16 protein-coding genes are annotated in these 17,039 nt (G+C 61.6%); 11 read left to right on the top strand and 5 right to left on the bottom strand.

Annotation, left to right across the window (positions count from 1 at the left end; translation table 11 throughout):
* Positions 1–26: 26 nt before the first annotated feature.
* Together plsY and dprA are read left to right on the top strand one after the other, a co-directional pair.
* On the top strand, positions 27–635 hold the full coding sequence (plsY, locus tag KD146_RS06660; RefSeq protein ID WP_212657928.1) for a glycerol-3-phosphate 1-O-acyltransferase PlsY: 609 nt from the start codon (positions 27–29) through the stop codon (positions 633–635).
* Between the two features lie 3 nt (positions 636–638).
* On the top strand, positions 639–1,760 hold the full coding sequence (dprA, locus tag KD146_RS06655; protein WP_212657927.1) for a DNA-processing protein DprA: 1,122 nt from the start codon (positions 639–641) through the stop codon (positions 1,758–1,760).
* 77 nt (positions 1,761–1,837) lie between these two features.
* Here dprA and KD146_RS06650 read toward each other — a convergent pair whose 3' ends face one another.
* Positions 1,838–2,869, bottom strand: a complete 1,032-nt coding sequence (locus KD146_RS06650; protein ID WP_212657926.1) for an aldo/keto reductase — start codon at positions 2,867–2,869, stop codon at positions 1,838–1,840.
* A gap of 260 nt (positions 2,870–3,129) precedes the next feature.
* On the opposite strand from KD146_RS06650, the gene topA reads away from it, so the two are divergent.
* The gene (gene topA, locus KD146_RS06645; protein ID WP_212657925.1) at positions 3,130–5,766 is read left to right on the top strand and encodes a type I DNA topoisomerase; all 2,637 of its coding nucleotides are present in this window, start codon (positions 3,130–3,132) and stop codon (positions 5,764–5,766) included.
* 113 nt (positions 5,767–5,879) lie between these two features.
* On the opposite strand, the gene KD146_RS06640 is transcribed toward topA, so the two are convergent.
* Positions 5,880–6,926, bottom strand: a complete 1,047-nt coding sequence (locus KD146_RS06640; RefSeq protein ID WP_212657924.1) for a dipeptidase — start codon at positions 6,924–6,926, stop codon at positions 5,880–5,882.
* A gap of 122 nt (positions 6,927–7,048) precedes the next feature.
* The gene (locus KD146_RS06635) at positions 7,049–7,432 is read right to left on the bottom strand and encodes a DUF1761 domain-containing protein (protein WP_212657923.1); all 384 of its coding nucleotides are present in this window, start codon (positions 7,430–7,432) and stop codon (positions 7,049–7,051) included.
* A gap of 226 nt (positions 7,433–7,658) precedes the next feature.
* Between KD146_RS06635 and rnr the strand changes: the two genes are divergently transcribed.
* The 3 genes from rnr to rpmG all read left to right on the top strand — a co-directional run bounded on the left by rnr (position 7,659) and on the right by rpmG (position 10,633).
* Positions 7,659–9,944: a ribonuclease R gene (rnr, locus tag KD146_RS06630; RefSeq protein ID WP_212657922.1), complete on the top strand. Its 2,286-nt coding sequence runs from the start codon at positions 7,659–7,661 to the stop codon at positions 9,942–9,944.
* Between the two features lie 4 nt (positions 9,945–9,948).
* Positions 9,949–10,347: a DUF983 domain-containing protein gene (locus KD146_RS06625; RefSeq protein WP_212657921.1), complete on the top strand. Its 399-nt coding sequence runs from the start codon at positions 9,949–9,951 to the stop codon at positions 10,345–10,347.
* A 118-nt stretch (positions 10,348–10,465) separates the two neighbouring features.
* On the top strand, positions 10,466–10,633 hold the full coding sequence (gene rpmG / locus KD146_RS06620) for a 50S ribosomal protein L33 (protein WP_193336018.1): 168 nt from the start codon (positions 10,466–10,468) through the stop codon (positions 10,631–10,633).
* A 411-nt stretch (positions 10,634–11,044) separates the two neighbouring features.
* Here rpmG and KD146_RS06615 read toward each other — a convergent pair whose 3' ends face one another.
* Both KD146_RS06615 and KD146_RS06610 read right to left on the bottom strand, forming a co-directional pair.
* Positions 11,045–12,415, bottom strand: coding sequence for a PleD family two-component system response regulator (locus KD146_RS06615; protein ID WP_212657920.1), 1,371 nt, complete (start codon positions 12,413–12,415; stop codon positions 11,045–11,047).
* A 93-nt stretch (positions 12,416–12,508) separates the two neighbouring features.
* The gene (locus KD146_RS06610) at positions 12,509–12,880 is read right to left on the bottom strand and encodes a response regulator (protein WP_108459298.1); all 372 of its coding nucleotides are present in this window, start codon (positions 12,878–12,880) and stop codon (positions 12,509–12,511) included.
* A 99-nt stretch (positions 12,881–12,979) separates the two neighbouring features.
* Between KD146_RS06610 and KD146_RS06605 the strand changes: the two genes are divergently transcribed.
* The 5 genes from KD146_RS06605 to KD146_RS06585 all read left to right on the top strand — a co-directional run bounded on the left by KD146_RS06605 (position 12,980) and on the right by KD146_RS06585 (position 17,029).
* Complete coding sequence (locus KD146_RS06605; RefSeq protein WP_212657919.1) at positions 12,980–13,261, top strand: DUF3572 family protein; 282 nt, start codon at positions 12,980–12,982, stop codon at positions 13,259–13,261.
* The gene (locus tag KD146_RS06600; RefSeq protein ID WP_212657918.1) at positions 13,262–14,584 is read left to right on the top strand and encodes a DNA polymerase IV; all 1,323 of its coding nucleotides are present in this window, start codon (positions 13,262–13,264) and stop codon (positions 14,582–14,584) included.
* The gene (locus KD146_RS06595; protein WP_212657917.1) at positions 14,581–15,039 is read left to right on the top strand and encodes a RidA family protein; all 459 of its coding nucleotides are present in this window, start codon (positions 14,581–14,583) and stop codon (positions 15,037–15,039) included. The genes KD146_RS06600 and KD146_RS06595 overlap by 4 nt, the downstream gene beginning before the upstream one ends.
* A gap of 63 nt (positions 15,040–15,102) precedes the next feature.
* Complete coding sequence (locus KD146_RS06590) at positions 15,103–15,864, top strand: glycerophosphodiester phosphodiesterase family protein (protein ID WP_212657916.1); 762 nt, start codon at positions 15,103–15,105, stop codon at positions 15,862–15,864.
* Complete coding sequence (locus KD146_RS06585) at positions 15,854–17,029, top strand: GNAT family N-acetyltransferase (RefSeq protein ID WP_212657915.1); 1,176 nt, start codon at positions 15,854–15,856, stop codon at positions 17,027–17,029. Before KD146_RS06590 ends, KD146_RS06585 begins: the two co-directional genes overlap by 11 nt.
* Positions 17,030–17,039 lie beyond the last annotated feature (10 nt).

Below are 17,039 nucleotides of genomic sequence, written 5' to 3'. Positions count from 1 at the left end.
AACGCCACAAAGGATACCAAGCCCCGATGTCGATTGACGTTCTCTCGCTGCTCTATGCTGTCGTTCTGGGCTATCTGTTTGGCTCCATTCCCTTTGGTCTGCTGCTCACTCGTTCGGCCGGGCTGGGCGACATTCGCGACATCGGCTCGGGCAATATCGGCGCCACTAATGTGCTGCGCACCGGCAATCGCTGGATCGCTTTTGCCACTTTGGTGCTCGACGCCTCCAAGGCCGCCGTGCCCGTTCTGCTTGCGCGCGGCCTGTGGGGCGAAGAAGCAGCCATGATCGCGGGCATTGGCGCCTTTCTGGGCCATTGCTTTCCCGTCTGGCTCAACTTCAAGGGCGGCAAGGGCGTCGCCGTCTTCATTGGTTCACTGCTGGCGCTGAGCTGGCCTGTCGGCCTGATCTTCTGCGCGGTCTGGCTGTTCATCGCGGTGGCGCGGAAATTCTCGTCTCTGGCTGCCCTGACAGCAGGAGCCACGGCGCCAATCTTTGCCTATGTCGTGGTCAACGAATACCTGGCCGGTGCTGCGGCCGTGATGGCCCTGCTGCTGTTCTTCCAGCACCGCGAAAACATTGCTCGGCTGATTGCGGGTACCGAGCCCAGGATCGGCTCTGAGAAAAAGAAGGCCTGACCCGTGCCGCCGGATCAGGGTGTTGCTGCACTTGATCCGGTCACGCGCCTTGCCTGGTTGCGACTGCTACGTACCGAAAACATTGGCCCGGCCACCTTCCGCCGATTGCTCAACCGCTTCGGCTCGGCACAGGCCGCCCTTGAGGCCCTGCCGTCCCTGACGCGCCGCACCGGCAGACCGGTCCGTATTACCAGCCAGTCCGAAGCTGAAGATGAGATCGCCGGTCTGTCACGTTACGGCGCCCGCCTCGTCACCAGCAGCGATGCCGATTATCCATCCCTGCTCCACTATATCCCGGCCGCACCGCCGCTGATCACCATGGCCAGTGGCCCCAATCTCGACTGGCGCCGCACGGTGGGCATTGTCGGGGCGCGCAATGCCTCGGCGGCCGGGGTCAAGATGACCCGCCTGCTGGCGACGGATCTGGGCGAAGCGGGCTATACCATTGTTTCGGGTCTGGCCCGCGGCATCGATGCAGCGGCGCACAAGGCAACGCTGCTCAGCGGCACCATCGCCGTCCTTGCCGGTGGTTTCGACAAGATCTACCCCACCGAGAACATCCCGCTGGCCCACGACATTCTCGACAATGGCGGCGCTCTGCTCACTGAAATGCCGCTGGGCTGGGAGCCACGCGCCCGCGACTTCCCAAGGCGTAACCGTCTGGTTTCGGGGTTATCGCTGGGTGTGGTCGTGGTTGAAGCGGCCAAGCGCAGTGGTTCATTGATCACTGCCCGGCTGGCGCTCGAGCAAAACCGCGACGTCTTCGCCGTTCCCGGCTCGCCACTCGATCCCCGCGCTGAAGGTGGCAATGCGCTGATCCAGCAAGGCGCCAAACTGATCACGGGCGCCGCTGATATACTCGAAACCCTGGGCAGCGCCGACCCGTCGCGCAATGCCCTGTTCGACCGCGATTGGGAGCCCGACAGCGTCCCCGATGCTCCGCCGCCCAGCGACGACGACAAGACCCGTCTGCTCGCTGCTCTCAGCGTCACCCCGATCGATGTCGATGAACTGGTCCGACAGGTCGGCATATCGGCCGCCACTATGCAGATGCTGCTGCTCGAACTCGACCTGGCCGGCCAGATCGAATGGTCGAGCGGCCAGTTGGTGGCCTTGCGGGACTAGCAGATCCAGCCCCGACCACGCGGTGCCCTCCTTCATCCAGGGGAAGATGGGAGGGGTGCCCCCTCCCAATCAGACCTTTAGCGACCGCCGCCAATCTTGCGATGGCGCTGATCAATGCCGCCGGTCCCATAAGGATAGTCACTCATTTCCGGCTGGCTTGCCGCGGTCAGCGTGGCCATCTCATCGCTGCTCAGCACCAGATCGGCAGCACCCAGATTATCCTTGAGCTGCGCGGTGGTGCGCGCCCCCAGAATCACCGACGTCACCGCCGGACGGGCACAGACCCAGGCCAGTGCCACCTGCGCCATGCTGGCGCCGCGTGCCTTGGCGATGTCCTCAACCGCGCCAATCACCTCCCAGGTCATCAGATTGGAGTTGCGCTTCTCGAACGCCTCCATGCCACGCTTGGGATTTTCACCCAGCCGCGTTGCCCCGGTCGGCATCTGGTCGCGCTTGTACTTGCCGCTCAGCCAGCCACCACCCAGTGGCGACCACGGCAGAAGACCGATATTGGCATCGAGCGCGGCGGGCACCACCTCATGCTCGATGTCGCGCACCAGCAGATTATATTGTGGCTGCAGCGTTACCGGCGGCGCAAAGCCATTGGCCTTGGCCGTCCACACCGCCTTGGTCATCTGCCAGCCCAGGAAGTTGGAAAAGCCATAATAGGCAATCTTGCCGTTACCGATCGCGTCATCGAGAAAGCGCAGCGTTTCCTCGATTGGCGTCAGCGCGTCCCAGGCGTGCATCTGGTAGAGATCGATATGCTCGACACCGAGCCGCTTGAGCGAGGCATCCAGCGCTTCATTGAGATTCTTGCGCGACAGGCCGAGATGGTTTGGCCCCTGCCCCATGGGAAAACGCCCCTTGGTGGTGATCACCAGATCACGCAGCACGCCTGGCTTGCTCTTGAGCCAGCGTCCGACGATTTCCTCCGAAACGCCGGCGCTATACACATTGGCGGTATCGATGAAATTGCCGCCAGCGGCGACATAATCATCCATCAGCTGAAACGAGGTGGCCTCGTCGGACTCCGCGCCAAAGGTCATCGTGCCCAGCGCATAGGCCGACACAACGGCACCGCTATTACCGAGTTTGCGGTATTCCATAATCAAATCTCCTCATGAATCGACCCGACGGACAACCAAAAGCGGCGCGAACGGCGCAGCCACAACGATGTCGGTCACAATGGAAATGGGTCGAGCGCAGAACTGCGCACAACCCAAGTCTGCACCCGTCCGGCTATCCATGCAAGATATCTCTCCCCGAAGGGGAGGCGCGGGCCAGCCAATTACAGCCCGTTGACAGTCCATCGAGGGTTCACCATGTTGCGCCACTTCTCTTAAAGCGGTTGCGGAACAGGTTCGTCATGAAGGTCGTTGTCGTTGAAAGTCCGGCTAAAGCCAAGACAATCAACAAATATCTGGGTTCGGACTATCATGTCCTGGCCTCCTTCGGCCATGTCCGCGATTTGCCGGCCAAGGACGGGTCGGTGCGTCCGGACGAAGATTTCGCCATGTCCTGGGAGGTCGACACGGCCTCCAAGAAGCGCATCGCCGATATCGCCAACGCGCTCAAGGGCGCCGACGAACTGATCCTGGCGACTGACCCGGATCGCGAAGGCGAAGCCATTTCCTGGCACGTGCTCGATGTCCTGCGGCAGAAAAAGGCCATCAAGAAGGACGTCACCGTCCGCCGCGTGCTGTTCAACGCCATCACCAAAGACGCCATTCTGGCGGCCATGCAGGTGCCGCGCGAAATCGACATGCCACTGGTCGATGCCTATCTGGCCCGCCGCGCCCTCGATTACCTGGTGGGCTTTACGCTCTCGCCCATCCTCTGGCGCAAGCTGCCCGGCTCCCGTTCGGCCGGCCGCGTGCAATCGGTTGCCCTGCGTCTGGTCTCTGACCGCGAATCCGAGATCGAAAAGTTCAAGCCCGATGAGTATTGGTCCGTCGAAGCCAAGCTGGCCCAGGCCGGCAAGAGCTTTCTGGCGCGCCTGCTCTCGGTTGATGGCAAAAAGACCGACAAGCTCGCCATCCAGAACGGCGAGAATGCCGCTGAACTCAAAAAGCTCATCGAGGCTGGCCAGTTCAACGTCTCAGCCGTCGACAAGAAACCGACCAAGCGCAATCCCTATGCGCCGTTCACCACATCGAGCCTGCAGCAGGACGCCTCATCGCGCCTCAGCCTGTCGCCCAGCCGCACCATGCAGATTGCCCAGCGGCTCTACGAAGACGGTCTGATCACCTATATGCGTACCGACGCGGTCCAGATGGCCCCCGAGGGCATCGCCATGGCCCGCTCGGTCATCGGCAAGTATTTTGGCGAGGAATACCTGCCCGAAAAGGCCCGCATCTACCAGACCAAGGCGAAAAATGCCCAGGAGGCCCATGAGGCCATCCGGCCCACCGACATGTTCAAGCGGCCCGAAAACCTCAGCCTTGATGCCGACCAGGCCAAGCTTTACGGCCTGATCTGGCGCCGCACCCTGGCCAGCCAGATGAAATCGGCCGAGATCGATCGCACCACGGTCGATATCGCCGTCAACGTGCCCGGCCGCGCTGTCGAACTGCGCGCCGTCGGGTCGGTCGTCAGCTTCCCCGGCTTCCTCAAGCTCTATGGTGTCGAGGTCAAATCTGACGAGGACACCGAAGACGAGGATAGCCGCGAACTGCCACCACTGGCAGTGGGTGACAAGCCCGACCTGCAGGCTGTGGACATCGAGCAGCACTTCACCCAGCCGCCCAGCCGCTATACCGAAGCGAGCCTGATCAAGAAGATGGAAGAGCTCGGCATTGGCCGTCCTTCCACCTATGCGGCCACGCTGACCACGCTCAAGGACCGCGACTATGTCCGGCTTGAGGGCAAGGCGCTGCACCCCGAAGATCGCGGCCGCATCGTCACCGCCTTCCTCGAGAACTTCTTCAATCGCTATGTCGAATACGGCTTCACCGCCGGCCTCGAGGAACAGCTCGACGAAATCTCGGCCGGCCACCTGGAATACAAGCAGGTGCTGCGTGACTTCTGGAAGGATTTCACCGCCGCCACCACCGAGATCAAGGATCTGCGCGTTTCAGAGGTGCTCGACGTCCTCAATGACGCCTTGGCCAGCCGCATCTTCCCACCCAAGGAAGATGGCTCCGATCCGCGTCGCTGCCCCACCTGTGGTGAAGGTCAGCTCTCGCTCAAGCTGGGCAAGTTTGGCGCCTTTATCGGTTGCTCGAACTATCCCGAGTGCAAGCACACCATGCAGCTCTCCGATGCGGCCAGCGGGCAGTCGCCCGAAGCCGCCGCTGGTGACGGCGTGCTCGGCATCGACCCGGAATCCGGCGAGGAGGTCTTCCTCAAGACCGGGCGCTTCGGCCCCTATGTCCAGCTCGGTGATGCCGGCGGCAAGGACGCCAAGCGCAGCTCCATTCCCAAGGGTTGGGACGCGGCCGCCACGACGCTGGAAAGCGCCCTCAAGCTGCTCTCCCTGCCCCGCGATGTCGGCCTGCATCCCGAATCCGGTCTGCCCATCACGGCGGGCCTGGGTCGCTATGGCCCGTTCATCCTGTGCGATGGCAAATACGCCAACCTGCCCGATGTCGAGGAAGTCTTCACTGTCGGCCTCAACCGCGCCGTCGACCTGCTGGCCCAAAAAGCCGCTGGCGGCTTCAAGCGCGGCGGCACAGTGGCGGCCATCCAGACCTTCGAGCACGACAATGGCCCCATCACCGTCCGCGCCGGACGCTATGGCCCCTATGTCAATCAGGGCAAGATCAACGCCACCATCCCCAAGGACATCCAGCCCGAAGCGGTAACGCTCGAGCAGGCTGTCGAGTGGATCGCGGCGCGCGCCGAAGCTACCGGCAAGAAGGTCAAGAAGGCGCCGGCCAAAAAGGCAGCCGCCAAAAAGCCGGCAGCCAAGAAGGCCCCAGCCAAAACAGCCGCAGCAAAGAAACCTGCTGCCAAAAAAGCGCCGGCCAAAAAGACCGTCTCCGACGAAGACGTGCCGTTCTAGGCACCATGGGGCGCTGACACGGCGCCCCGTAGCGCTGCTGCTCGCACAGTGGCCAGCATCGGGAACCACACCGCGCTGTGCCTCCCCCGCTCAGGGGGAGGCTGGCAGGGCTTTTACCCGATGCAGCGCTCGATCATGCTCAACCAGTTCTCCAGCGCGATCTTGCGCACCAGCGCTTCGCCATAGCCCTTGTCGAGCAGCGCCTGCAGCAGCTTGGGCACCCCGGTCACATCGCCAATCGGCGCTGGCACCATGGCACCATCAAAATCCGAACCCAGCGCCACACCATCCTCACCCAGCGCTTCAACCAGCGCATCAATATGGCGCACCATCACCTCGATCTCGGTGTCGACGCGCATCTTGCCGTCCGGCCGCAAAAACCCGGTGGCAAAATTCAGCCCCACAACGCCCTGGCTCTCGGCAATCGCGGCCAGCTGCCAGTCCACCAGATTGCGGGCATGAGCGCTGATCGCATGCACATTGGAATGCGTGGCCACCAGCGGCTTGTCGCTAATGGCGGCCACGTCACGGAACCCGGCGGCATTGAGATGGGACAGATCGATCATGATCCCCCGGTCATTGCACTCGCGCACCAAAGCCTTGCCCGCATCGCTGAGCCCGGGGCCAATGTCGGCGTCAGACGGATAGCGGAACGGCACGCCGGTACCAAAGGCGTTGGCCCGGCTCCATACCAGCCCGATTGAGCGCAACCCGGCCGCATAGAGCACGTCCAGCGCCCTGAAGTCGGTATCGATGGCCTCGGCACCCTCAATGTGCAGTACGCTGGCCAGCGTGCCCTGCGCGATGGCCGCACGCACCGCCGCTGCATCACGACAGATGGCCACGCCACCGGCGCGCTCGATCCGCATCAGGATCGACGCCATGCCCAGTGTCACCGCTTGTGCATCAGCCAGTCCCAGTTCGGGCGGCAGGCCGCCGCGATTATTGCCCGCACCAGCCACCACAGACCCCAGATTACCCTTCAGCGGCGGTGGAAAGATCGCGAAGAACCCACCCGCCATGCCTGCGGCCCTGGCGCGCGGCAGATCGATATCGGCCTTGTCCATGCCATCCATGAACAGCTGTGTCGGATCGCCCTCGGCCTCCAGCAGCTTGAGCAGCGTATCGTTATGGCCGTCGAAAAAGGGAATGGTAGGCATGAAATATCCAGGAAGGGAATCGCAACAACAGGTGCGCAGCGTCCCACACTATCGCCCATCTTGGCAGCACCCGCGGCGCGCGGCAGGTGCGCCGACGCGCCGCCCGCCATGCGCGCCCCCTGCTACAGAACGGCATGCACCCCGATCATGATGATCGCGATGGTGATCACATAGCCTGCCTCGGCCAGCACCGCGCCGCGACCGTGCTGGGAAAACGCCGCCGTGCCGGCCTGCAATAACGCCATACTGGCCGCGATCAGCAGGACCGTCAGCAAATGGCCGGCAGCTGCGGTAATGCCCACCACCCAGGCGAAGCCAAAAGTACCCAGCGCCTGCAGCACCAGCGCGGGCCCCATACCTGTCGGCGCGCCAGCGTCCATCTTGACCCCGCGCGACCAGCTCTTGCCGAACATCATCGGCGAAAACCACACGCTGCCAAGACCGAAGGCCAGCACTGCCCCCACAATTACGGCGATCCAGTTCACACTCATTGTCAGTTCCTGCACGGCATCCTCCCCTGAACCTGCAATAGGATACTGGTCAGGCCCTCCCGCCGTTGAACCAGCCCCTGATCATCGCGCCGCGTGCATCAGGATGCAAACACGATTGAACTGGGCTGCATCTCGTCGACGCGCAATCCGCAACGATCCCGCCAACCATGCGTTCGCAATGCAAATTGGCAATCCGGCGCAGATTGCCCTATCTATCCGGGACCTCTTTAGAAACGACCAAATGGCCAGGCCTCCAATCTCAAAACCCAAAAATCTCTCCGGTCCCAAACGCACGCGCAAACCAGCGGCTGATGCCCTGCCCACACGTGAGCAATTGCTTGAGGCTCTGGCGCAGCAGACCGACATCAAGGGCAAGCGCGATCTGGCCAAGGTGTTCGGCATTCGTGGCGACATGCGCCGCCCGTTCAAGGCCATGCTGGCTGAACTTGAGGGCGAGGGTGTCATCACCCGCACCCGCAAGGCGCTCCGCCGCACCGCTGCCCTGCCCCACGTCACCGTGCTCGACATCCCCACCGACGCTGACCCCGACGATCTGCACGCCTATCCGGCTCAGTGGAACGAGGAAGAAGGCGAAAAGCCCCGCGTCTCCGTTCTGGGCGGTCGCGATGCCCGTGTCGCCCCGGCACCCGGTGATCGAATTCTGGCCCGCATTGATGCCGGTGACGCCGAGGTTCCCGTCTACACCGCCAAGGCGATGAAGATCCTCGACAAGCCACGCCGCGGCCAGATCGGCATTGTGCGCATGGACGATGATGGCGCCCGCCTGATCCCGGTTGATCGCAAGCAGAAGGAAATGCGGATCCCGCAGGGTGATCTGCGCGATGCGGCAGACGGCGATCTGGTCGAGGTCGAGGTCAAGCTTTCCGGCCGCCTGATGATTCCGCGCGCCAAGGTTACCGCAGTCATCGGCAATCCCATGTCCGAAGGGGCGGTCAGCCTGATCGCCATCCACAATCTCGAGATTCCCTATCGCTTCCCCCAATCGGTGATCCGCGCGGCAGAAGAGGCCAGGGAAGCTACTCTCAAGGGTCGGGAAGACTGGCGCGACGTGCCGTTGATCACCATCGATCCCGCCGACGCCAAGGATCACGACGACGCTGTCTATGCCCAGCCCGACACCGATCCGGCCAATCCCGATGGCCATATCGTCACCGTCGCCATTGCCGACGTCGCCGCCTATGTCCAACCCGGTTCGGTGCTGGACCGTGAAGCCTATGTCCGTGGCAATTCGGTCTATTTCCCCGACCGCGTGGTGCCTATGCTGCCAGAGGGCATTTCCAACGAACTGTGTTCGTTGAAACAGGGCGTGCCGCGCGCGGCGCTGGCCGTCCGCATGATCTTTGGCGCCGACGGCCGCAAGCGCAGCCACAGCTTCCATCGCATCCTGATGCGCTCGGCCGCCAAATTGAGCTACCAGCAGGCCCAGTCAGCCATTGATGGCCACCCTGATGACCAGACCGGCCCGCTGCTCGACACCATTCTGCGGCCCCTCTACGCCGCCTATGCCGCCATGTCCAAGGCCCGTGACCATCGCGGCCCCCTCGACCTCGATCTGCCCGAGCGCAAGATCGTGCTCGATGCCAAGGGCATGGTCAGCGACATCCGCGTACCCGAACGGCTCGACGCGCATCGCCTCATTGAGGAAATGATGATCGCCGCCAATGTCGCGGCCGCTGAGACGCTGGAACAGAAGAAGACTGTCCTGCTCTATCGCGTGCACGACGAGCCATCCTCGGAAAAGCTGCAGGCCCTGCGTGACTTCCTTGGCTCACTCGATATCGCGGTCAAGAAGTCCGACAGCGTCCGCGCCGCCGATTTCAACGGCATCCTCGCCCAGTCGCGCAAGGCCGGCAATGTCGAGCAGGTCAGCGAGATGGTGCTGCGCAGCCAGGCGCAGGCAGAATACAGTGCAGAGAACTACGGCCATTTCGGTCTCAACCTCGACCGCTACGCCCACTTCACCTCGCCCATTCGCCGCTATGCCGATCTGATCGTGCACCGCGCGCTGATCGCCGCCCTGAACCTGGGCAGCGATGGACTCAGCGAAAGCGAAATGCTGCATCTGCCTGGAATCGCTCAGCACATCTCGGCGACCGAGCGCCGGGCCATGCGGGCCGAACGCGAAACTGCCGACCGCCTGCTGGCCCAGTTCCTGGCGACCAAGATTGGCGCACGCTTTGAGGGCCGCATTTCCGGCGTCACCCGTTCGGGCCTGTTCGTGCGCCTGTTCGAGACTGGCGCCGACGGCTTCATCCCGGCGTCGACCCTGGGCAAGGACTTCTACCGCTATGTCGAAGAGCGCCAGTCCATGATCGGCGAGCGCACCGGGGAGAAGTTCACCTTGGGCGATCGCGTCACCGTCCGCCTGCTTGAAGCCGCCCCGGTTGCCGGCGCCTTGCGCTTCGAACTGCTTTCGGAAGGCGAACGCGTCAATCCGTCATCTGTCAGACGCACCAAGAAGCGCCCATCTAAGTCTTACGGCCCCAAGGGGCGCAAGAAGAGGTGATGTGATGGCAGTCGGCAAGACAAAGGCAATCCCGCAGCGTTCGGTTGGTCAGGCCATGTGGCGCGGCACCCTGTGCAAGTGCCCTCATTGCGGTCAGGGCAAGATGTTCCGGGCCTATCTCAAGGTCGCCGATCACTGCGACACCTGTGGCGAACAGCTCGATCTGCACCGTGCAGACGACTTCCCGCCCTATATCGCCATCATGATCGTGGGCCATCTGCTGGTCGGCATCATGCTGCACATGGACATGGTCTGGCACGTCAATCCACTGACCTACCTCTACACCATGATCCCGCTGGCGGTGATCCTGCCTCTGGCGCTGCTGCCCTCGATCAAGGGCGCCATTGTCGGCCTGCAATGGGCCAATGGCATGTATGGCTTTGGCACCGGCCAGACCGACTGAACCATCCGCGCCTGAATCGCGCGAGCTGGCTTGACAATCTGCGGCAAATCCGTAGGTTGCGCCCAAATTCCGGCGCCGGGGAATCCACGGCGCCTTTCGCTTTGTGAAGGACTACAACATGGCCAAAGCTGCTTCCGTCAAGATCAAGCTCGTGTCGACAGCTGATACTGGCTTCTTCTACGTCACCAAAAAGAACGCCCGCACGCAGACCGAGAAGCTGTCGTACAACAAGTACGACCCCGTAGTGCGCAAGCACGTCGAGTTCAAGGAAGCCAAGATCAAGTAATCTGGCGCCTGTTCGACGACCAATCAAAAGCCCTGCATCTCCGATGCGGGGCTTTTTTGTACCCGTTAGTCACAGCTATGGGCCAACCACCACACTCAACGTGAACAGTCTGCTAGCCAGTAGTGGCCATGTGCGGTATCTTTTGAGTGAGGAGTGGCTGGTCCGGAGCGGCATGTCGAAGAGGCCACTCTGTCCGCGTCCGGACCAACCGCCCTACGGGGCTCAGGAGTTGCGGCGGACCTGAGACGAGCCGTAGGGAACCATCAGCCGCGCCCCTGGGGAGCGCCGTGCTGGTGTTGAAGGCAACCTACTCTCAAGCCTTTAAAACACAAGGAAAACCGGGCCCCTCAGCCCGGCAACCGTTTGTTAATTATAACAGATAACCCTAATAGGTCCAATTGCAGCGATCGCCTAGGCGGCGTCGAACACCACCCGATTGCGACCTTCACGCTTGGCGCGATACAGCGCCACATCGGCCCGCTTGATCAGCGACTCAGGGGTATCCGCAGCGCTCTCATTGAGCGCGACCCCGGCCGACACCGTCACCGATAGCGGCCGCGCCGAACCCACTTCGAAACCACGGTCAGAAATCGACTGCCGTACCCGCTCCGCCACGGCTTCCGCCTGGCGGATATCGATATCGGGCATCAGCACAACAAATTCCTCGCCGCCGAATCTGCAAGCAAGATCAACGCCACGGATGTTTCTCTTCAAGCGAACAGAGAACTCCTTGAGCACTGCATCGCCAATGTCGTGGCCATGGCTGTCATTGACCGATTTGAAGTGGTCAATGTCCAGAATCATCAGCGCCATATCGCGCTTGAGCTCCTGCGCCTTGCCCAGCATCACACCCAGATGGCGATCAAAATAGCGGCGATTATAGAGCCCGGTCATGTCGTCGGTAACGGCCAGCGCCATGGTGTTATTGACGCTCTGGCGCAGCTCGAGCGCATAGCGCTGACGCCGGATTTGCGTACGCACCCGGGCGGCAAGCTCGTTGCGCTCGACGGGCCGCGAGATGAAATCATTGACGCCCAGATCCAACGCCCGCACCACTTTGGGCTTGTCCGCATCATCGGCGATCAGAATGATCGGCAGATTGCGCGTATGCTCGAGCGTGCGCATCTGCGAGCACACCCGCAGCGGATCAAAATCGCTCAGCGACATCGACACCAGCGCCAATTCATATTGCGCACCCGTGACCTGGAACACTGCATCGGCAGGGTTAGTCAGGATATCCACGTCGTGTTCAGGCGTGAGATAACTCTTGATGCGCTCCGCGTGCCGCTCATCGGTATCGATTACCAGAATGGCGCCGCCGGTCGTGTTGATCTTGTCCATCGCGCGCAATGCGTCTTCGATGGCAATCTGCTGGCCGGTCATCGCCCGGGCCCGCAATTCGTCTGTGAGGCTCTTCAGCCGCACCAGGCTTTTGACGCGCGCCATCAGCTGCACATCATCGACAGGCTTGGTGAGAAAATCGTCGGCACCCACCTCAAGCCCACGCACCCGGTCTGAAGCCTGGTCGAGCGCAGTGATCATCAGAACGGGAAGGTGTTGGGTCTTGGGATTGCCCTTGAGCTGCTGGCAGACCTCAAAGCCGTCCATTTCGGGCATCATCACGTCGAGCAGAACGATATCAATGTCCTGTTGATCGCAGATCGCCAGGGCCTCACGGCCCGACGACGCCGTCACGACATCATAATATTCAGCACTCAGTCGCGCCTCAAGAAGGCGGACATTGGTTGGGATGTCGTCAACGATCAGAACGCGTGCGGTCACTATCAGCCCCGGAAACCAGTTCGCCGGCCAATGGCGTCCACCATCAGCGTCGAGCGGGCTGATCACTCACAAGCATACGCCGCTTGCTGGTGATCAGGCCGGGCCAATGTAGCGGGCAATAGTTTCCAGAAAGTGAGGCACGGAGATCGGCTTGCTGATGTATCCCTCACAACCACCCTGCAAAATCCGCTCTTCATCGCCCTTCATGGCAAATGCAGTCACGGCGATGACGGGAATGTGAGCCAGCTCATCATCATCCTTGAGCCATTTGGTCACCACCAGCCCCGAAACTTCGGGTAACTGGATGTCCATCAGGATCAAATCAGGGTGGTGCGCACGCGCAAGATCGAGCGCTTCCATACCATTGCGGGTCTGGATGACGGCATATCCACGCGATTCAAGCAGATCATTGAAGAGTTTCATATTGAGCTCATTGTCTTCAACGATCATCACTGTCTTGGGCATTGATCCTTCCTCGCGCCGCTAAGGCGCTGGCGGCACTTCGCTTTGCCGCTCTCTTCAGCTACCATCCAAACGCTTACAAATCATCAAAAAGAGCCTGTCTTGCCCCGTTCCGAGAATGTCGAGTCGTCTCTGGCCTCCCTCGCCGATACCTGCCTGGGCTATCTGGCCGAACACCCCGAGGAACTGCTGGCCTTCATGCAGAACGCCGGCATGGACCCCGATGCCCTGCGCAATGCCGTGGGCACACCGGCCCTGCAGCGCGGCCTTGTTGAGTATTTTGCATCAAACGAACCGATTCTACTCGCTCTATGCGCAAACTCTGCCATTTCACCCGAAGACTTCATGCGCGTCTTTCACCAGATCAACCGGACGGAGTATTGATTGGCGCTCGATTGGCTTTGTCGGGACTGCCTTGAGCATGGCACACTGGAGAGCGCGCCAACGCGTTGTCCGGCCTGCGGCTCGCCGCGCCTGCGCTGCCACGATGAACTGTTTTCGCTCAGCACCGCCCATGTCGACTGCGATGCCTTTTATGCCTCGGTCGAAAAACGCGATGATCCCAGCCTGCGCGACAAGCCGCTGATTATCGGTGGTGGTACCCGTGGCGTCGTCTCGACCTGCTGCTATATCGCCCGCCAGTCGGGCGTCCGCTCCGCCATGCCAATGTTCAAGGCGCGCGAACTGTGTCCCGACGCGGTCATCATCAAGCCCAACATGGCCAAATATGTCGACGTCAGTCGGCAGATCCGCGCCCACATGGATGCTCTGACGCCATTGGTCGAGCCAATCTCGATTGACGAGGCCTTTCTCGATATGGCGGGCACCCAATCATTGCACAAGGCGCCACCAGCCGTGGTGCTGGCCCGGTTTGCCCGCACTATAGCCACCGAAATCGGTGTCTCCATTTCCGTGGGCCTCAGCCACAACAAATTTCTCGCCAAGGTCGCCTCCGATCTCGACAAGCCGCGCGGCTTTGCCGTTATCGGCGCCGCTGAGACGGTAGCCTTCCTCGCGCCCAAGCCCATCAGCCTGATCTATGGTGTGGGCAAGGTACTCACCGAAAATCTGCGCAAGGACGGGCTGGTGACCATCGGCCAGCTCCAAAACGAATCCCCGGAACGCCTGATGCGTCGCTATGGCGAGACCGGCGCACGTTTGGCTCGGCTATCCCGCGGCGAGGATAGCCGCCGCATTTCGACCAGTGGCGAAATGAAGACCATCTCCTCTGAAACCACTTTCAACACCGACATGGCTTCGCTGGACGCGCTGTCCACCGAATTGCTCAAGGTCACCGAGCGCCTGTCGGAACGGCTCAAGGCCAAGAATGTGGTGGGGGATACTGTCACCCTAAAGTTGAAATCGGCGGGTTTCCGCTTGCGCACCCGTGCGCGGCACTTGATGATCCCCACCCAACTTGCCAATGTCATTTATCAAACAGGGTTGTCCCTGCTCGAACGCGAGATTGATGGCACAGCTTTTCGGCTGATTGGAATCGGCGTTTCGGGTATCGATGCCGCCGATGGCAGCGATCCCGCTGATTTGCTGGAACCGGCTGTGGCTCGCAAGGCAGCGGCAGAACGCGCCATGGACCGTGTCCGCTCCCGCTTTGGCCGCGAGGCCGTTGTACGCGGCAAACTTTACAAACATCCGCCGGCGCCGCCGACGGACCCAGAAGACGATCAAACCGAAGGCAAGACCAAATGACCAGCCCGATCGAAAAACTCCGCGAATTTGGCTACGAGCTGCCCGCCCCCAAGGCGCCCGTTGCCAGCTATGTCCCGGTCAATCGCAGCGGCAACATGCTTTATGTGTCCGGTCAGCTCTCGGCCAATGAAACTGGCGTGGTGACCGGTCTGCTCGGCGACAACATGAATGTGGTTCAGGGCGGCAACGCCGCCGAACTGGCTGCACTGAACATCCTGTCGCAGATCGTCCACGGCGCCGGCGTACCGCTCGAAGACATCAAGCGTATCGTCAAGATTACGGTTCTGGTGGCATCGACCCCCGAATTTACTGAACAGCACCTGGTAGCCAATGGCTGCTCCAACATGCTGGTCGCCGTTCTGGGCGACAAGGGCAAGCACGCCCGGGCCGCTTTCGGCGTCGCCTCCCTGCCCTTCGGCGCAGCGGTAGAAATCGAAGCGGTAGTCGAGGTCTAGGGCGTTACACGCTCGTCACACTCTGGTGTCACTTGGGGCACTCAATAATCGACGAGAGCCAGTATGACCGACACCCTGTTTCCCCGCCCAATCGCGCACCGCGGCCTGCATGACAAGGCCGCGGGCATCATCGAAAACAGTGCATCGGCCTTTGAGGCTGCAATTGCCGGCGATTTCGCCATTGAGTGCGATGTCCAATTGACCCGCGATAGCGTGCCGGTCGTGTTCCACGACGATGCGATGGAACGCCTGATTGGCCTGCCTGGCCCGATTGCCGACGCCAGCGCTGATCAGGTCACCGGCACAGCCCTGCTGGGCAGCGCTGCGGGCGACAAGCCGCAACGCTTCACCAACTTCCTCGCCCAGATCAGCGGCCGCACGCTGCTGCAGATCGAGCTCAAGCAGCAACGCGATGCTACCAGTACCCAGTTGCTGGCACGCAGCGTTGCAGAAAGCCTGGCCGACTACGCGGGTCCGGTGACCATCGAATCATTTGATCCGGCGCTGCTTACCGCCATCCGCGAGTGTGGATTTGGTGGGCCACGCGGCATCATCACCTATGCCTATCCTGACGACGACGAAACCAGCCAGTTGAACGATGAGCAGCGCTACACCCTGCGTCATCTGCTGCACTGGCACGAAACCCAGTTCGATTTCATTTCTTGCCATCATCTGGCGCTGGAGCTGCCCGCGATCAAGTTCTGGCGAGCACTGGGAAAGCCCGTGACGGCGTGGACAATTCGGTCCAAGGTTGAAGCGGCGGCCGCTCGGCCCCATATGGACCAGATCGTCTTCGAAGGTTTCAATCCCGACATTGCCCGATAGCGGTTACACGGCCACCATCCATCCCTCGACTGCCAGCATCCCGGCGGCCGTGTGGAACGCGCTTGCACCCTCAACCGAGGGCAAGGTCGATACCCCCTTCCTAGACCACGCCTTCTTTCTTGCGCTCGAAGAATCGGGCTGTGCCACGGCACGCACCGGCTGGCAGCCCCAGCACATCGTGCTAACCGACGCGAACGAGCAGCCGGTCGGCCTGATGCCGCTGTTTCTCAAGTCGCACTCCATGGGCGAATATGTATTCGACCATGGTTGGGCCGATGCCCTTGAGCGCGCTGGCGGCAGCTACTATCCAAAGCTGCAATGCTCGGTGCCGTTCACACCCGCCACGGCCCCCAAGCTGTTGGTGCCATCGGGTAGCCCTGACATCCGTGCAGCGCTGCTCTCAACCGCCCAGCGGCTCGCGCTGCAGCGCGACGCTTCATCAGTACACGCCACCTTCGTGCCTGAAGCTGAAGCCAGTGAGATCGAGGCTGATGGCTGGCTCAAACGGGTCGACACCCAGTTCCACTGGCACAATGACGGCTATGCCAGCTTTGACGACTTCCTTGAAACGCTCTCCTCGCGCAAGCGCAAGACCATACGGCGCGAACGCCGTGATGCACTGATCGATGGTCTGACCATCAAGTGGCTCTCGGGCAAAGATCTGCAGGAGCACCACTGGGACGCTTTCTACGATTTCTATGAGGATACCGGCGCCCGCAAATGGGGCCGCCCCTACCTCAACCGCGAATTTTTCTCGCGCATCAGCGCCACCATGGCCGACTCAATCGTCTTGATGCTGGCCTATGACGGCGACGAGCCGATCGCCGGCGCCATCAATTTTGTGGGCAAGGATCGCATCTTCGGCCGTAACTGGGGCTGCACCCGCGACGTGCCGTTTTTGCACTTCGAGCTCTGCTACTATCAGGCCATCGATTACGCCATCGCCCACAAGCTGGCAGTTGTCGAAGCTGGCGCGCAGGGCGACCACAAGCTGGCGCGCGGATATGCGCCCTCCAGCACCTATTCAGTGCACTGGCTTGCTCACCCCGGCTTGCGGTCCGCTGTTGCCGATTATCTTGAGCAAGAGCGCCGGGCCGTAGAACGCAATCAGGACATGCTCGACCAGTTCACCCCGTTTCGCAAAGGCGAGCGGACCGACCGCTGATGCGGCATCA

The sequence above is a fragment of the Devosia litorisediminis genome, from assembly GCF_018334155.1.
GTDB classification, from domain to species: Bacteria; Pseudomonadota; Alphaproteobacteria; order Rhizobiales; family Devosiaceae; genus Devosia; species Devosia litorisediminis.
This window is presented reverse-complemented; position numbering and strand designations above follow the sequence as displayed.